Source organism: Erwinia sp. 1181_3, from assembly GCF_052824965.1.
In genome coordinates this window covers 35,920-51,168 of sequence record NZ_VTDE01000008.1, presented here as the reverse complement: position 1 = coordinate 51,168, position 15,249 = coordinate 35,920, and the positions used below count along the sequence as shown (strand labels likewise).

The following is a 15,249-nucleotide window of genomic DNA, read 5'->3' as shown; positions in this document are numbered from 1 at the left end:
AAAACGGGCGGTATTATAGAGAATCCCCACCGGTTACGAAACCGTTTGCGCAGAATTAATCGCGATAAGGAATTGACTGAAAAACGCACAAAACAGGTGGATTTCAGTTGCGGAGCTGCGCGGAGTTGAGCAGAATGCCCCACGCTCAGGACCAATTATAGACAATAAATACTGCCATAGAAGACAGATACCTGAGAACCATCGAGAGATAACTATTTGAAACGCCTTAAATTTAATTATCTGCTGGTCGGGCTGATCACCGTGCTTCTTGCGCTGGCACTGTGGCCCTCGATACCGTGGTACGGCGGTTCGACCGACCGTATCGCACAGATAAAATCGCGGGGAGTGCTGCGTATCAGCACCATAAATTCTCCGCTGACTTACTACACAGTCAATCAATCCCCAGCGGGTATGGACTACGAGCTGGCGAAGCGCTTCGCCGATTATTTAGGGGTTAAGCTGGAAATCACCGTGCGTCCGAACCTGGGCGATCTGTTTGATGACCTCGAAGATGATAAAGCCGACATGCTGGCGGCAGGGTTAATTTACAATAATGAACGGCTGGCGCGTTTTCGTGCGGGTCCGTCTTACTATTCTGTTTCACAACAGCTGGTGTACCGTATCGGCGCACCACGGCCGAAAAATTTGGGCGATCTGAAGGGGCGCCTGACGGCGGCGTCAGGATCGGCTTATCTGTCGACCCTGCGTGAAATGAAAGCGCATCAGTACCCCGATCTTGACTGGGCGATCTCGACCGATCAAACGCCTCAGGGCCTGCTGGAAGCCGTGGCCGATGGCAAACTCGACTATACCGTGGGCGATTCCGTCACTATCGCGCTGATGCAGCGCATCCATCCACAGCTGGCAGTGGCTTTTGATATCACGGATGAAGAGCCGGTCACCTGGTATGTCCAGCGTGAACAGGATGACAGCATGAATGCCGCGCTACTCGACTTCTTTAATCAGATGGGCGAAGAAGGCGCAATGGCCCGTCTGGATGAGAAGTACCTGGGGCACGTCGGCACGTTCGATTATGTCGATACTCGCACCTTTCTGCGTGCCATTGACGGAACGCTGCCAGACTTCCAGCCACTTTTCGAGAAGTACGCGCAGGTTATTGACTGGCGTTTACTGGCAGCCATCTCTTACCAGGAGTCCCACTGGAACCCACAGGCCACATCCCCGACTGGCGTGCGTGGCCTGATGATGCTGACGCGCAATACTGCGGATAGCCTGAATGTCAGTGACAGGACCGATCCGGAACAGAGCATTCGTGGCGGCAGTGAGTATCTGGTGCGTATGATGGAAAAGGTACCGCCAACGATCCCTGAAGACGAACGCATCTGGTTTGCTCTGGCGGCGTATAACATGGGTTACGCCCATATGCTGGACGCGCGTAAACTGACGGATAAACAGAAGGGTAATCCGGATAGCTGGGCCGACGTGAAGATTCGCCTGCCGATGCTCAGCCAGAAACGCTATTACAGCCAGACCAGTTACGGCTATGCCCGCGGCCATGAAGCCTATGCCTATGTGGAAAATATCCGCAAATACCAGATAAGCCTTGTCGGCTATTTGCAGGATCAGGAAAGAAAGCTGGCACAACAGGCGGCAACGGAAGCCGAACTGGGTAACGGCTATCCAACGGTTGAAGCGAAAATCGCATTGAACTGATGACTCAGCTCAGACAGGCGGACCGAAAAAAGAAGGTCCGTCCCTACGGGCGCTGGGCCTTCTTTTCGGCACGCCGCTGGCGGAAAAATTCACTCAGCAGCGCAGCACACTCTTCAGCAAGGACCCCCTGCTCAATCTGCACCTGATGATTCATCCCCGGGTGTCGCAGCACATCAAGCAGCGAACCGGCTGCCCCGGTTTTTGCATCTCGCGCGCCAAAGACCAGACGTCCAATACGACCGTGTACCATCGCCCCCGCGCACATCACGCAGGGTTCCAGCGTGACGTACAGTGTGGTATCCAGCAGGCGGTAATTTTCAATGACTTTGCCGCCCTGACGTATTGCCATCATTTCGGCATGCGCCGTTGGATCATGGTGACCAATCGGGCGGTTCCAGCCTTCACCAATCACCCTTCCTTCATGCACCAGAACGGCACCCACCGGCACTTCGCCCTCGTCCCAGGCGCGCTGAGCCAGTTGAAGCGCGTGGCGCATCCAGAATTCATCGTTAATGTCGGTCACCTGAGTCTCCAGCAAAAAAAAGCGCGGCATTATAGCGTTAAATGTCGCGGAGAGACTATCCTGCCAGACGCTTATTCCAACTGTTGTAACTCACCTACAGGTGTCACTCGGAAACGATGCTGGCAGAAAAACAGCAGTGGGTTATCCTGCTTGCTGTCGCTGTAACCGCTGTAAAGTTGTAACGGTGTGCCAATTTGCTCTTCCAGCTGCGCGACCTTTTCATGGCCGAGGCAGCGCATCGAGAGTACCCGGCCACCATAAGCGCGTGACATCTGGCTGGCGATCAATTTGACGCGCGGCAAAAATGCGGAGTCAAAATAGACCTGTTCGACCAGCGGCTGCGGTGAACCGGTTATCAGCCAGACATCGGCATCTTCACTGCTGAGATAATCTGTCAGCCGCTGCTGCACTACGGGAAATGCGGTCACTCGCTGGCGGAACCAATGGGCAAACTGCTGCTCTCGTTCTGCCAGACGCGCTTCACTGCGGCCAAACGTAATCGACCATAGCAGCAGGCTCATCGGCCAGCGCGCCGCACGACCTTTAATCAGCAACCCAAGCCCTGTCACCGGCAGCAGTGGCACCACCAGCAATAAATTGAGCGGCTGACGCCACAATAGCCAGCGCATAAAAGTGCCAAACATATCCTGCTGGTGCAGGGTGCCATCAAGGTCAAAAAATACCACGCGTCGTTCCCGACTGGTTGTCAAACCTTACTCCTCAGGGTCATTGAAGCCCATAAACCAGGCAAACAGGAAACCACAGATAACTGCGGTCAACCAGCCTGCCAGATACATCATGACCTTACCGGCCACAATCGTCAGTGCCAGTGGCAGCCCGGAAAGGCCAAACGTAATCAACGTGGCGACCTTAGCATAGCTAATGACCGCTCCGCCAACGGCGCCGCCGAGGCAGGCGGCAATAAACGGGCGCCCCAGCGGCAGGGTGACACCAAAAATCAACGGTTCGCCAATCCCAAGAATACCTACCGGCAGTGCACCTTTGACCAGTTTTTTCAGCCTTGCGTTACGTGTTTTGAGTAGTACCGCCAGCGATGCGCCAATCTGCCCTACCCCGGCCATGGCCAGGATCGGCAGCAGCGCATTCGCACCGTGCGCCTGAACCAGTTCAACGTGGATCGGCACCAGTCCCTGATGCAAACCGGTCAGCACCAGTGGCAGAAAGGTTCCGGCCAACAAGGCACCGACCAGCACACCACCGCGGTCGATCGCCAGTGTCGCCCCATGGGCAATCGTATCAGAGATCATCCCACCGACAGGCTGTAACAGTACAATAGCCAGTGACGCAGTAATAAGTGTAGTCAGAAGTGGGTTGAGGATCAGCTCCAGCGATTCGGGCAGACGCTGGCGCAGACGTTTTTCAATCCAGCACATCAGTACCACCACCAGCAGAACCGCTATTACCCCACCGCGCCCCGGTTGTAGCGGCTCACCAAATAACGTGATCTGCGCCAGTGCGGGGCTGGAGAGAATGCCCGCCATCACGCCACCCAGCGCGGTGGAACCGCCAAAAACTTTGGCGGTATTCACCCCAACCAGAATATTCATTATCGTGAAAACGGCACTGCCGAAGATCGCGGCCAGACCGATCAGATTAGGGTACTGCGTAGCAATATTCCCCACGATATCCGGACGTTTGATGATATTGATCAGCCCGGTGATCAAACCGGAGGCAATAAATGCCGGGATCAGCGGGATAAACACATTCGCCAACTGACGTAATGCATCACTCAGCGGCGCACGATATTTCGCTTTCGCCTGTGCCTTGTTCTGCTGCACAGTGTCGCCCGCCGCGATAACGCCTGCGGGTGAGATGAGGTTGCGCATCGCGTCCGTCACTTTTGCTGCCGCTCCGGGACCTGCGATAAACTGGTGCTGACTTCCCTGCTTCACGTACCCTTTTATCCCCTCCAGCTGACGCAGGTTATCCAGCGCCAGTTTGCTCTCATCAATGACTTCAACGCGTACCCGCGTCATACAGTTTTCCAGTCGGGCAATATTGGCAGCTCCGCCAATGCCCTGTAACAGCGCCTGTGCCAGCCGGGTGGATTTGTCCATGAGGGATCCTTTTTCCGTTATTCGTTAGAAAGTGCCGCGCGTAAAAATCCTTTATGCTGTGTCAGCCGCTGCTTTGCCTGCTCGGCCGGGAGATCCGCCAGGATCATTAAAATGGCCGTCTTAACTTCGTAGTGCACCTGCAGCAAGGCTGTTTCGGCCTGTTCTGCATCGCAGCCCGTCGCCTCACACACCATACGCCGCGCACGATCGACCAGTTTGATATTGGTCGCCTGCATGTCCACCATCAGGTTCTGGTACACCTTACCGATTTTCACCATGGCGCCAGTAGAGAGCATATTCAACACCAGCTTCTGTGCAGTGCCGGACTTCAGGCGGGTTGAACCGGTCAGTGCCTCCGGCCCGACAACCGGTGAAATAGCAATCTCTGCTTCGTGTGCGATCGGTGAGTCCGGGTTACAGGAGATCGCCGCAGTGCGGCAGCCAAACTGCCGGGCATACCGCAACGCGCCAATGACGTAAGGCGTTCTGCCAGATGCGGCAATGCCCACCACCATGTCGTTCACCGTCAGATTCAGCGCCTGTAAATCGCTGATGCCCAACTGCTCGTTATCTTCCGCTCCTTCCACCGCCTTGAGTAACGCACCAGGGCCACCGGCAATCAGCCCCACAATAACGCCATGCGCCACCCCAAAGGTAGGAGGACATTCGGATGCGTCCAGCACGCCGAGACGGCCGCTGGTGCCCGCCCCCATATAAATCAGGCGGCCGCCCGCGGTGAGCGCAGCAGCGGCCGCATCCACCGCCATTGCAACCTGCGGTAATGTCAGGGCAACGGCCGCAGCAACGGTCGCATCCTGCTGATTAAATTTAGACACCATCTCAAGCGTTGACAGATTGTCGAGGTCGAATGTGTCCGGGTTACGCGTTTCTGATACCAGTGAACCGAGATTCATTATTTCTCCTTTTGAATTTTTAATTCGCACTTAAGTTATAATAAATGAATATTTTATTCTACGCGACGACACATTTTCCCGTTCTTAATCATGGAAACCATTAAATGTCGCGTTAGACTTAGCCTGCTGAATGTTATCATTACAGATAATTCAATATGATGGGCCTGATTTCGCAAGAGGAAAAATGATGAGTTCATTGCTGCGTATCCGTCAGCTTTATCCTAGCCTGGCGCTGAACGAACGTCGGTTAGCTGACTACCTGCTGTCGCAGCCTGACCGGGCACGCCACCTGAGTTCACAAAAGCTGGCGGATGAATCAGGCGTCAGTCAGTCAAGCGTGGTAAAATTTGCGCAAAAACTCGGCTATAAAGGGTTCCCTGCACTGAAGCTGGCGCTGAGTGAATCGCTGGCCGAGAAAGATGCGATTACCGTGCATAACCATATTCTCAGCGATGATGCGCTGAAGGTGGTTGGCGAAAAACTGTTCACCGAGAAAAGCTCTGCCATTCGCGCTACGCTGGATATTAACAGTGAAGAGATGCTGCTGGAGACATTGCGTCTGCTGAAGCAGGCAAGGCGTATTGTGCTGGTCGGGATTGGTGCTTCAGGTCTGGTGGCGAAAGATTTTTCCTGGAAGCTAATGAAGATTGGCATCAGTGCCGTGGCCGAGCAGGATATGCATGCACTGCTGTCCAGCGTGCAGGCACTAGATGTGGGTGATGTGCTACTGGCTATCTCCTATACCGGTGAACGTCGCGAAATCAACCTCGCAGCACAGGAAGCACAGCGCATTGGTGCCACCGTGCTGGCCTTTACAGGCTTTACACCGAATACACTGCAACAGTCGGCCAGCCACTGTCTGTATACCGTTGCAGAAGAGCAGACAACACGCAGCGCCGCCATCTCGTCAACCACTGCGCAGTTGGCGCTGACAGACCTGCTGTTTATGGCGCTGATTCAGCGCGATCCAGAACGTGCTTCCAGTCATATTCGCCACAGTGAAGCGCTGGTGAAAAAGCTGGTTTGAGCCTGGAGTGCGCGTATAATACCCGCGCACTTTATCCTGTTAATGACTTGAGAGAATTATGGCACTGCTGATCACCAAAAAATGTATCAATTGCGATATGTGTGAACCGGAGTGCCCTAACGAAGCGATCTCAATGGGGGATGAATTCTACGAGATCGATACCGATCGCTGTACGGAGTGCATCGGCCATTACGACTCCCCCACCTGCCAGCAGGTGTGCCCGATTGATCATACGATTATCGTTGATCCGCTGCATATCGAGAGTCATGACCGACTGTGGGAAAAGTTCGTGGTGCTGCATCCTGCGGGCTAGCTCTCAATAATTACCGTCGCACAGGCATAGTGTCGTTCATCAGCCAGCGTAACGTGCACGTGCGCCACCCCCAGCTTCTTCGCCACTTCTTCAGCATGCTGGAAAAAACGCAGTCCGGGTTTACCCAGCTCGTCGTTATAGACTTCAAACTGATTAAACGCCAGGCCACCACGGATCCCGGTGCCAAAGGCTTTGGCTGCCGCTTCTTTTACCGCGAAACGCTTGGCGAGAAAACGCACCGGCTGCTGGTGTGCCTGGTACTGTGCCCACTCATTATCACTCAGCACACGCTTTGCCAGGCGGTCGCCGGACCGGGAGATCACCCCTTCAATGCGGGCGATCTCGACAATATCTGTACCCAGACCCAGGATTGCCATTAACGACGTGCTTCACGCATCAGCAGTTTCATCTCTTTCACTGCCTCAGCCAGACCGCTAAATACAGCACGCCCAATAATGGCATGCCCGATGTTCAGCTCGTGCATTTCTGGCAGAACGGCGATCGGTTGCACGTTGTGGTACGTCAGGCCGTGTCCGGCATTGACCTTCAGGCCTTTCCCGGCGGCATAGGTGGCAGCTTCAGCAATGCGCGCCAGCTCAGCATCGCGTGCCGTGCCTTCTTCGGCTTCAGCGTAAGCACCGGTGTGGATCTCGATATAAGGTGCACCGGCAGCAACAGCGGCATCAATCTGGCGATGGTCAGCATCGATAAACAGTGATACCAGGATGCCGGCATCATTCAGCCGTTTTACCGCCGCCGTCACTTTGTCCTGCTGTCCGGCCACATCCAGCCCACCTTCGGTCGTCACTTCTTCGCGCTTCTCAGGGACCAGACAACAGAAGTGCGGCAGGATGTCACAGGCAATGTCCACCATTTCATCCGTAACGGCCATTTCCAGGTTCATGCGTGTCTGGATGGTCTGACGCAGGATGCGCACATCGCGATCGGTGATATGACGGCGGTCTTCACGCAGATGCACGGTAATACCGTCTGCTCCTGCCTGCTCAGAGACAAATGCCGCCTGTACCGGATCCGGATAATGCGTACCACGTGCATTACGTACGGTAGCAACATGATCGATATTAACGCCCAACAACAGCTCTGCCATGATAGTCCTCTGAAGATCGCGAAAGGTTTTAGGGAGTGTACAACGTTCACGGCACGCAGGGATATTACCCGTGGCTATTCATCACCAGGAAGGGCTGCATCTGGTCGTTTTCTCGGCAAAAACTGGCGAAACAGTTCCGTGCTCTTTAGCGGTTTGCCCCCCAGATAAGGTTTAAGGGCAATGCGGGTAAAACGTTTGGCTGCGCGCAGGGTGTCTGCATCCGGGAATTCGCGCAGATACAGTGCGCGTAAATGGCGACCGGTAAAACTGCGATGCCCGACCACAAGACTGGCAATAAACCCCTTCTCTTCACGATAACTGTACGTCATGCCATCGGCGACTTCTTCGCCGCTGCCTGCGCAGTGAAGAAAATCGACGCCATAACCAAGATGACCCAGCATAGCCAGTTCAAAACGCCTGAGTGCAGGTTCGGGTGACCCGGCGTCAGCCGCCAGCGCCTGAATACAGTGCAGGTAGTCGAAGAAAAGCTCGCTAAAGGGGGTTTCATCTTCCAGCACGCGCGAAAGAAGTTCATTGACGTAGAGGCCGCAGTAGAGCGTTGTACCGCTGAGAGGAAGCGCCAGCGACACAGGTTCAGCGCCGCGCAGGGTTTTCACCTCGCCACGGCCGCCCCAGCGTACCAGCAGCGGCGTGAAGGGTTGCAACGCGCCCTTCAGACTGGAGCGCTTGGAACGGGCGCCTTTAGCCAGCACCCGTACCCTGCCATGCTGTTCAGAAAACAGGTCAAGCAGCAGGCTGGTTTCGCTCCAGGGACGTCCATGCAGGACAAATGCGCGTTGCCAGCCATCCATCAGTATCAGAGGTCGTCGGTGTAGCCCAGGCTGCGTAAGGCGCGTTCATCATCCGCCCAGCCGGACTTCACTTTCACCCACAGTTCGAGGTGAACTTTCGCCTCAAACATCTCTTCCATATCACGGCGAGCTTCCGTACCGATGACTTTTATTTTGGCGCCTTTGTTACCGATCACCATCTTCTTCTGGCCTTCACGTTCGACCAGAATCAGACCATTGATCGTCAGACCACCACGCTCGTTCGTCAGGAACTGTTCGATCTCAACCGTGACGGAGTACGGCAGTTCGGCACCGAGGAAGCGCATCAGTTTTTCACGGATAATTTCAGACGCCATAAAGCGCTGGGAACGATCGGTGATGTAGTCTTCCGGGAAGTGATGCTCCGCTTCCGGCAGGCGCTTACGGACGATACTGGCGATAGTATCAACATTAGTGCCTTTTTCGGCTGAGATCGGCACCACATCCATAAAGTTCATCTGCTGACCCAGGAATTGCAGGTGTGGCAGTAGAATACTTTTGTCTGTGAGGTTGTCGACCTTGTTGATCGCTAACAGCACCGGTACTTTGCCGTCTTTCAGCTTATTCAGTACCATCTCATCGTCGGCAGTCCACTTGGTCCCTTCAACAACGAAGATCACAATTTCAACATCACCGATCGAGCTGCTGGCAGCACGGTTCATCAGGCGGTTGATCGCCCGTTTTTCTTCCATATGCAGGCCCGGGGTATCGACATAGATCGCCTGATAATCCCCTTCGGTATGGATGCCCATAATGCGGTGACGCGTGGTTTGCGGCTTACGCGAGGTGATGGAAATCTTCTGCCCCAATAACTGGTTCAGTAAGGTAGATTTACCAACGTTCGGACGGCCTACAATAGCAATAAAGCCGCAATGGGTAGTTTGTTCGCTCATTCAATTCCCAGCTTAATCAGCGCCTGTTCGGCTGCTGCCTGCTCAGCTTTGCGACGGCTGGATCCGGTTCCCACAACCGGTTCTGCCATGCCGCTTACCTGACAGTGAATAGTAAATTCCTGATCGTGCGCTTCGCCCCGCACCTGTACCACCAGATAGGATGGTAACGGCAGATGACGACCCTGCAAGAACTCCTGCAGACGCGTTTTTGGATCCTTCTGTTTATCGCCCGGGCTGATCTCATCAAGACGGCTGGCGTACCAGCTCAGGATGAGTTGTTCCACCGACTGAATGTCGCTGTCGAGGAATACCCCGCCAATCAGCGCTTCTACGGTGTCAGCCAGAATCGATTCACGGCGGTAGCCGCCGCTTTTCAGTTCACCCGGCCCAAGGCGCAGACACTCGCCAAGGTCAAATTCCCGTGCCATCTCTGCCAGCGTGTTGCCGCGAACCAGCGTGGCACGCATACGGCTCATGTCACCTTCATCCACGCGCGGGAAGCGCTGATAAAGGGCATTAGCAATCACGTAGCTCAGAATAGAGTCGCCCAGGAATTCCAGTCTTTCGTTGTGTTTACTGCTGGCACTACGGTGAGTCAGCGCCTGCTGTAACAATTCCTGATGGGTAAAAGTGTAGCCCAGCTTTCGTTGAAGCTTGTTAATTACGATGGGGTTCATGCGTTACCAATTTCTTAATGCGTCAATTATCCTGCACACGGAACAGGGCTGAGCCTGAACACCAACACGATCTGTTTCGTGTGCAGTGGCCTGCCAAACCTGGCAGACCACCCTTTGCTAATGTCGCCCGCAGGCGATCATTAATGAATGCCGCCGATACGACTCAGGCGAACGCCGGTTGGCCATTGGCCTTCCTGCTTATCAAAGCTCATCCAGATTGCGGTCGCTTTACCCACCAGATTACGCTCAGGAACAAAGCCCCAGTAACGGCTGTCAGCACTGTTATCACGGTTATCGCCCATCATAAAGTACATGCCTTCAGGCACGACCCAGGTGGACTGCGGCTGACCTGCCTGCTGGTAGTAAGAGCCTGGCTGGCTCGGTGCCTGTGCAATCAGTAAAATACGGTGAGTGACATCCCCCAGCGTCTCGTTGCGGGTGGCTAAACGCACGCCACCCTGCATCGTTTCACCTTTCGGCTTCTGGAAGAACCCGTTGCCCAGTTCATTACCACTGAAACCGCTGAAGGTCTGAATGAAGTCACTCTCTTCAACATCCGAGTAAGTGACGGGCAGCGCAGTAGATGTCTGCTGAATCGACACGGTTTTGCTCAGCGGATCGTAAGTCACCCGATCGCCCGGCAACCCGATGACACGCTTGATGTAATCCATGCTGGGATCTTTCGGGTATTTGAACACCGCGATATCGCCACGCTTCGGATGACCCGTTTCGATCAGCGTCGTCTGGGTAATCGGATCTTTAATGCCGTAGGCATATTTCTCCACCAGGATAAAATCACCGATTAACAGCGTCGGCATCATTGAACCTGACGGGATCTGGAACGGCTCATAAATAAACGAACGCACCACAAACACCACGAACAGCACCGGGAAAACCGAAGCCGTTGTTTCTACCCAACCTGGCTGTTTGTCTGCCTTGGTGGCTTCGATACCTTGTGCCTGCGCGGCAGCACGTTTCGCACGCCGGGCCGGTGCCCATTTATATTTGTCGATACACCAGACAATGCCGGTAATCAGCGTTGCTATCGCCAAAATCAGGGCGAACATATTAGCCATTCCAGTTCCCTCGAAGCCCGAAGCCGGGCTTATTTACTGTCTTTACCCACGTGGAGGATGGCAAGGAACGCTTCCTGCGGTAACTCAACGTTACCGACCTGTTTCATGCGTTTCTTACCGTCTTTCTGTTTCTGCAGCAGCTTTTTCTTACGGCTGACGTCACCGCCATAACATTTGGCAAGGACGTTTTTGCGCAACTGTTTAACCGTAGAACGGGCGATAATGTGGTTACCAATCGCCGCCTGAATCGCAATATCAAACTGCTGACGCGGGATTAATTCTTTCATCTTCTCAACCAGATCACGGCCACGGTACGGCGCGTTATCATTGTGCGTAATCAGCGCCAGCGCATCCACGCGCTCGGAGTTGATCAACACATCTACGCGCACCATGTTCGATGCCTGGAAACGTTTGAAGTTGTAATCCAGTGACGCATAACCGCGAGAGGTGGATTTCAGACGGTCGAAGAAATCGAGCACCACTTCCGCCATCGGAATTTCATACGTCAGCGCAACCTGATTACCGTGGTAAACCATGTTGGTCTGCACGCCACGCTTCTCAATACACAGCGTGATCACGTTACCGAGGAACTCCTGCGGCAACAGCATATGACACTCTGCAATCGGCTCACGCAATTCTTCGATGTTGTTCAGCGGTGGCAGTTTGCCCGGGCTATCAACGTAAATGGTCTGATTGTCCGTTGTGACGACTTCATAAACCACCGTCGGCGCGGTAGTGATCAGCTCAAGGTCGTATTCACGCTCCAGACGTTCCTGGATGATCTCCATGTGCAGCAAACCAAGGAAGCCACAGCGGAAACCAAAGCCCAGCGCGGTAGAGCTTTCTGGTTCATAGAACAGAGACGCATCGTTCAGGCTCAGTTTACCGAGCGCATCGCGGAAGGCTTCATAATCATCAGAGCTGATCGGGAACAGACCGGCATAAACCTGAGGTTTAACCTTTTTGAAACCAGGCAGTGCTTTGTCTGCCGGGTGACGAGCCAGCGTCAGGGTATCCCCTACTGGTGCGCCGAGGATGTCTTTGATCGCACAGACCAACCAGCCGACTTCGCCGCAGTTCAGGACATCGGTATCAACGCGTTTCGGGGTGAAGATGCCCAGACGGTCAGCATTGTACGTCTGACCGGTGCTCATCACCTTAATTTTTTCGCCTTTGCGCATGGTGCCGTTTTTAATACGCACCAGAGAGACGACGCCAAGGTAGTTGTCGAACCAGGAGTCAATAATCAACGCCTGCAGCGGGCCATCCGGGTCACCCTGTGGTGGCGGGATATCACGGACCAGACGTTCAAGCACGTCAGGCACACCAATACCCGTTTTTGCCGAGCAGCGCACGGCATCGGTGGCATCAATGCCGACGATGTCTTCAATTTCCTGGGCAACACGATCGGGATCGGCAGCAGGTAAATCGATCTTATTCAATACAGGTACGACTTCCAGTTCCATTTCCATTGCGGTGTAGCAGTTTGCCAGGGTCTGGGCTTCTACGCCTTGCCCGGCATCTACCACCAGCAATGCACCTTCGCAGGCGGCCAGAGAGCGTGAAACTTCATACGAGAAGTCTACGTGACCTGGGGTGTCGATAAAATTGAGCTGGTAAGTTTTACCATCTGGCGAATGGTAATCGAGGGTAACGCTTTGCGCTTTAATGGTAATACCGCGCTCGCGTTCCAAATCCATAGAATCCAGAACCTGCGCAGCCATTTCACGTTCAGACAATCCACCACAAATCTGGATCAGACGGTCAGAAAGCGTTGATTTGCCATGGTCGATGTGGGCGATGATAGAAAAGTTTCTTATGTGCTTCATTATTGAGATTTTTCTGCCTTACAAATTCTGGAACTCTCGCGATGCGAAGTCAGGAGAGCGTGATATCACAGGCGAACACTGGCCCGAAAGGCAGCATTCTACACTACATATCAAAGGGGTGGAATCTTCACGGTCAGGCAAAAACGCATGCATGACCATATCGAACGGGAAACAGGGAAGATGACGAGGTGAAATAAGGCGGTTGGCGAGGGAATACAGCCAACCGTCTTTTCGCGGGTCAGGCATCGGTACTGACGTGAATAGCGTCAGGTGGCAATGCCACGCTGAGGATCACCGGCTGGAAAGAGGCAGAACGGCCCAATATTCCGGAGATACCTTTTGCAATAATAAACCCGCCCACGCCGCCCAGCAGCGCACCGCAGGCAGCCGCCAGATCGCTGTGAAACAACATCTGAAACACACCGGCCAGGACAAAAAGCCCGATCAGCGGGGTCATGTAAACCAGAAACGCCGAGCTGAGCAGGCTGGTTTCAGCAATGCCCAGTTCGATACGCTGGCCGGGGGTAAGCGGCTGCGCACTGGCGATTTTCATCACATGCGCGTTCTTCGGCCCGAGCTTATCCAGCATGTGACTGCCGCAGCCTTTGCGTGCCGAGCAGCTGCTACAGGATGTTTTGATTTCGGAGTGCAGCGTGGCAATACCATTCTGCCACGACACTACCGTTGCCCATTCTCTCATCATGGCGCGGCCCCTAAAGTGACACTATCAGCAATACGTTTAGCGGTAGCCGGTGGCAGTTCACCCACTACCGTGATCTCCGCATTATTACGCACTTCAGTTTGGACCGTACGACGACCAGTGCGCAATTGCTGTGGCGAACTGGTTTTATCGGCAAGCGTCACGTTAATGGAGAAGCTAAACAGGCCATCAGTAAAGAGGATGGTTTCAACCGGACGGTCAAGTGAGGGAAGCTGACGGCGGCTTTTCGCCACTTCCTTCATCCCTGCTGGCAGCCAACCCGCTTTCCAGTTAAATGTCACGGCATTTGACGTAGGGACAGATAACACCGGAGGAAGCTTGGCGCTTTCCAACCCCTGCATGATATTGCGAACGCCGTCATCCACCGCGAAACTGACCACCCGATACTGTTCGAGTGTCTCGCCATCACGATCGAGGAGATCAACCCGCAAAGGCAGTTTCGTTTCGCTGTCCAACCAGACGATATAACTGTAACGAGTGCCATCACGAGGGACGATGCGAATCACTTCACACAGCTGATCGGCAATACGCGTGCGTCCAACGGAAACAAAATCGTAGGTTTCAGCCAGACGGTCGAAATCTGCATACACCAGCGCAGGCAGCGAATCGACAATATGATCCCCCGTCATGGTGAACGGCTCAAGGCCCGATTCAAAATAGCTGACCTCATTGCCACGCTGGATAATCTCGCGGCGCGGGCCATCCATCTGAAGCAACTGCGCATAGCTTTTGTTGTTGATGATGGAATGACGGTAGCGTAGTGACTCGATGCCCAGTCGCGATACGTTGATATAGGCGAGTTCATAGCTGAGAGACTGACTGGCCTGTTCCATCTGATGTAACAACGCCCCGGAGGGCGTTGACGCGGCCGGGGCGACAGAGGAGTAAATCAGGCAGCCAGCGATAAAACTGGCGGCGCACCAAAACGGCTTCATTGCTGCGGTTGCATTCCTAACGACTGAGTACCTGGAACCTGAGCAGCAGCCTGTTGATCAGGGCTTTGCTCAAACTGTAACTGCTCAGCATGCAGACGACGTTGCAGTTCGTAATCCTGCAATAGCGCGTTAACGCGGCGACGTTGATCCTGCACCTGCTGATTCGCATTAAGCTGCGTACTGGCGTTGTCCGCTGGCACACCGAGGCTGACCGGAGAGGCTTGCCCCATCATCGGCAACGTATTGAATACCGGAGAATCTGGGGACTGGACATCAGCCGGTTTGTTGTACTGCTGCACACCGACGATCACCGCCAGTGAAACGCAGGCAGCCAGGCCCACCTGAGTAATCTGAGCCGCCCATGGACGCAGTTTCGCCCAAAATGGCATGGCTGCGACCTGTGCCGGCACAGGCTGTTCTTCCGGAATCAGATGCGTAATATTTTTTGCTGGCTCATTCTCAATCGCTGCCATCACACGGGCAGAAATATCAAAATCAAGCAGTTGTGGGACATCGCCGCGCAGTGTGTCGCGAATCAGATGATAGCTTTCCCAGTCTTTTTGCAGCACAACGTCTTTAGACAACGCAGACATCAATTCATTGTCCAGCGTTTCACCGTCCATAAGAGCGGAAAGTTGTTCTTTCTGCATG

17 protein-coding genes are annotated in these 15,249 nt (G+C 54.2%); 3 read left to right on the top strand and 14 right to left on the bottom strand.

Annotation, left to right across the window (positions count from 1 at the left end; translation table 11 throughout):
* Nucleotides 1–216: 216 nt before the first annotated feature.
* Entirely contained in the window at nt 217–1,674 is a 1,458-nt protein-coding gene (gene mltF, locus FY046_RS17870) for a membrane-bound lytic murein transglycosylase MltF (RefSeq protein WP_133845844.1), read from the top strand.
* A 43-nt stretch (nt 1,675–1,717) separates the two neighbouring features.
* Here the strand turns inward: mltF and tadA are convergent, their stop codons facing one another.
* From tadA to murQ, 4 genes are read right to left on the bottom strand one after another with little or no spacing between them, the layout of a single operon-like run.
* Nucleotides 1,718–2,227: a tRNA adenosine(34) deaminase TadA gene (gene tadA, locus FY046_RS17865; RefSeq protein ID WP_197931309.1), complete on the bottom strand. Its 510-nt coding sequence runs from the start codon at nt 2,225–2,227 to the stop codon at nt 1,718–1,720.
* A gap of 41 nt (nt 2,228–2,268) precedes the next feature.
* A complete protein-coding gene (gene yfhb, locus FY046_RS17860) occupies nt 2,269–2,907 on the bottom strand; it encodes a phosphatidylglycerophosphatase C (protein WP_133845842.1) in 639 nt (212 codons plus the stop codon).
* 3 nt (nt 2,908–2,910) lie between these two features.
* Nucleotides 2,911–4,275, bottom strand: coding sequence for a PTS transporter subunit EIIC (locus tag FY046_RS17855; RefSeq protein WP_133845841.1), 1,365 nt, complete (start codon nt 4,273–4,275; stop codon nt 2,911–2,913).
* A gap of 17 nt (nt 4,276–4,292) precedes the next feature.
* Nucleotides 4,293–5,189 (bottom strand): N-acetylmuramic acid 6-phosphate etherase, encoded by an 897-nt coding sequence (murQ, locus tag FY046_RS17850; protein ID WP_133845840.1) that lies wholly within the window; start codon nt 5,187–5,189, stop codon nt 4,293–4,295.
* Between the two features lie 187 nt (nt 5,190–5,376).
* Between murQ and FY046_RS17845 the strand changes: the two genes are divergently transcribed.
* Both FY046_RS17845 and FY046_RS17840 read left to right on the top strand, forming a co-directional pair.
* On the top strand, nt 5,377–6,216 hold the full coding sequence (locus tag FY046_RS17845; RefSeq protein ID WP_133845964.1) for a MurR/RpiR family transcriptional regulator: 840 nt from the start codon (nt 5,377–5,379) through the stop codon (nt 6,214–6,216).
* A gap of 58 nt (nt 6,217–6,274) precedes the next feature.
* On the top strand, nt 6,275–6,529 hold the full coding sequence (locus FY046_RS17840; protein ID WP_133845839.1) for a YfhL family 4Fe-4S dicluster ferredoxin: 255 nt from the start codon (nt 6,275–6,277) through the stop codon (nt 6,527–6,529).
* On the opposite strand, the gene acpS is transcribed toward FY046_RS17840, so the two are convergent.
* The 10 genes from acpS to rseA form a co-directional block, all read right to left on the bottom strand.
* Nucleotides 6,526–6,906, bottom strand: coding sequence for a holo-ACP synthase (acpS, locus tag FY046_RS17835; RefSeq protein WP_159338031.1), 381 nt, complete (start codon nt 6,904–6,906; stop codon nt 6,526–6,528). The two genes, FY046_RS17840 and acpS, sit on opposite strands and share 4 nt — an antisense overlap.
* Complete coding sequence (gene pdxJ / locus FY046_RS17830; protein ID WP_133845837.1) at nt 6,906–7,637, bottom strand: pyridoxine 5'-phosphate synthase; 732 nt, start codon at nt 7,635–7,637, stop codon at nt 6,906–6,908. The genes acpS and pdxJ overlap by 1 nt, the downstream gene beginning before the upstream one ends.
* A gap of 74 nt (nt 7,638–7,711) precedes the next feature.
* On the bottom strand, nt 7,712–8,449 hold the full coding sequence (gene recO / locus FY046_RS17825; RefSeq protein ID WP_133845836.1) for a DNA repair protein RecO: 738 nt from the start codon (nt 8,447–8,449) through the stop codon (nt 7,712–7,714).
* A gap of 5 nt (nt 8,450–8,454) precedes the next feature.
* A complete protein-coding gene (gene era, locus FY046_RS17820) occupies nt 8,455–9,360 on the bottom strand; it encodes a GTPase Era (protein WP_133845835.1) in 906 nt (301 codons plus the stop codon).
* Nucleotides 9,357–10,037, bottom strand: coding sequence for a ribonuclease III (gene rnc / locus FY046_RS17815; RefSeq protein WP_133845834.1), 681 nt, complete (start codon nt 10,035–10,037; stop codon nt 9,357–9,359). Before rnc ends, era begins: the two co-directional genes overlap by 4 nt.
* Nucleotides 10,038–10,177: 140 nt before the next feature.
* Nucleotides 10,178–11,113 carry a signal peptidase I gene (lepB, locus tag FY046_RS17810; protein ID WP_133845833.1) on the bottom strand — a complete coding sequence of 312 codons (936 nt, stop codon included), beginning with the start codon at nt 11,111–11,113 and terminating at the stop codon, nt 10,178–10,180.
* A gap of 29 nt (nt 11,114–11,142) precedes the next feature.
* Complete coding sequence (gene lepA, locus FY046_RS17805; protein ID WP_133845832.1) at nt 11,143–12,942, bottom strand: translation elongation factor 4; 1,800 nt, start codon at nt 12,940–12,942, stop codon at nt 11,143–11,145.
* Between the two features lie 238 nt (nt 12,943–13,180).
* Entirely contained in the window at nt 13,181–13,645 is a 465-nt protein-coding gene (gene rseC, locus FY046_RS17800) for a SoxR-reducing system protein RseC (RefSeq protein WP_133845831.1), read from the bottom strand.
* Nucleotides 13,642–14,598, bottom strand: a complete 957-nt coding sequence (gene rseB, locus FY046_RS17795) for a sigma-E factor regulatory protein RseB (protein ID WP_133845830.1) — start codon at nt 14,596–14,598, stop codon at nt 13,642–13,644. Before rseB ends, rseC begins: the two co-directional genes overlap by 4 nt.
* Nucleotides 14,595–15,248, bottom strand: a complete 654-nt coding sequence (rseA, locus tag FY046_RS17790) for an anti-sigma-E factor RseA (RefSeq protein ID WP_133845829.1) — start codon at nt 15,246–15,248, stop codon at nt 14,595–14,597. Before rseA ends, rseB begins: the two co-directional genes overlap by 4 nt.
* Nucleotide 15,249: the final 1 nt, after the last annotated feature.

Excerpts from the sequence above, each read along its gene's own strand:
- murQ (WP_133845840.1), bottom strand. The coding sequence starts at position 5,189 with ATGAATCTCGGTTCACTGGTATCAGAAACGCGTAACCCGGACACATTC.
- acpS (WP_159338031.1), bottom strand. The coding sequence starts at position 6,906 with ATGGCAATCCTGGGTCTGGGTACAGATATTGTCGAGATCGCCCGCATT.
- rnc (WP_133845834.1), bottom strand. The coding sequence starts at position 10,037 with ATGAACCCCATCGTAATTAACAAGCTTCAACGAAAGCTGGGCTACACT.
- recO (WP_133845836.1), bottom strand. The coding sequence starts at position 8,449 with ATGGATGGCTGGCAACGCGCATTTGTCCTGCATGGACGTCCCTGGAGC.
- era (WP_133845835.1), bottom strand. The coding sequence starts at position 9,360 with ATGAGCGAACAAACTACCCATTGCGGCTTTATTGCTATTGTAGGCCGT.
- rseA (WP_133845829.1), bottom strand. The coding sequence starts at position 15,248 with ATGCAGAAAGAACAACTTTCCGCTCTTATGGACGGTGAAACGCTGGAC.
- lepA (WP_133845832.1), bottom strand. The coding sequence starts at position 12,942 with ATGAAGCACATAAGAAACTTTTCTATCATCGCCCACATCGACCATGGC.
- lepB (WP_133845833.1), bottom strand. The coding sequence starts at position 11,113 with ATGGCTAATATGTTCGCCCTGATTTTGGCGATAGCAACGCTGATTACC.
- FY046_RS17855 (WP_133845841.1), bottom strand. The coding sequence starts at position 4,275 with ATGGACAAATCCACCCGGCTGGCACAGGCGCTGTTACAGGGCATTGGC.
- FY046_RS17840 (WP_133845839.1), top strand. The coding sequence starts at position 6,275 with ATGGCACTGCTGATCACCAAAAAATGTATCAATTGCGATATGTGTGAA.
- FY046_RS17845 (WP_133845964.1), top strand. The coding sequence starts at position 5,377 with ATGAGTTCATTGCTGCGTATCCGTCAGCTTTATCCTAGCCTGGCGCTG.
- rseC (WP_133845831.1), bottom strand. The coding sequence starts at position 13,645 with ATGATGAGAGAATGGGCAACGGTAGTGTCGTGGCAGAATGGTATTGCC.
- pdxJ (WP_133845837.1), bottom strand. The coding sequence starts at position 7,637 with ATGGCAGAGCTGTTGTTGGGCGTTAATATCGATCATGTTGCTACCGTA.
- tadA (WP_197931309.1), bottom strand. The coding sequence starts at position 2,227 with ATGCCGCGCTTTTTTTTGCTGGAGACTCAGGTGACCGACATTAACGAT.
- rseB (WP_133845830.1), bottom strand. The coding sequence starts at position 14,598 with ATGAAGCCGTTTTGGTGCGCCGCCAGTTTTATCGCTGGCTGCCTGATT.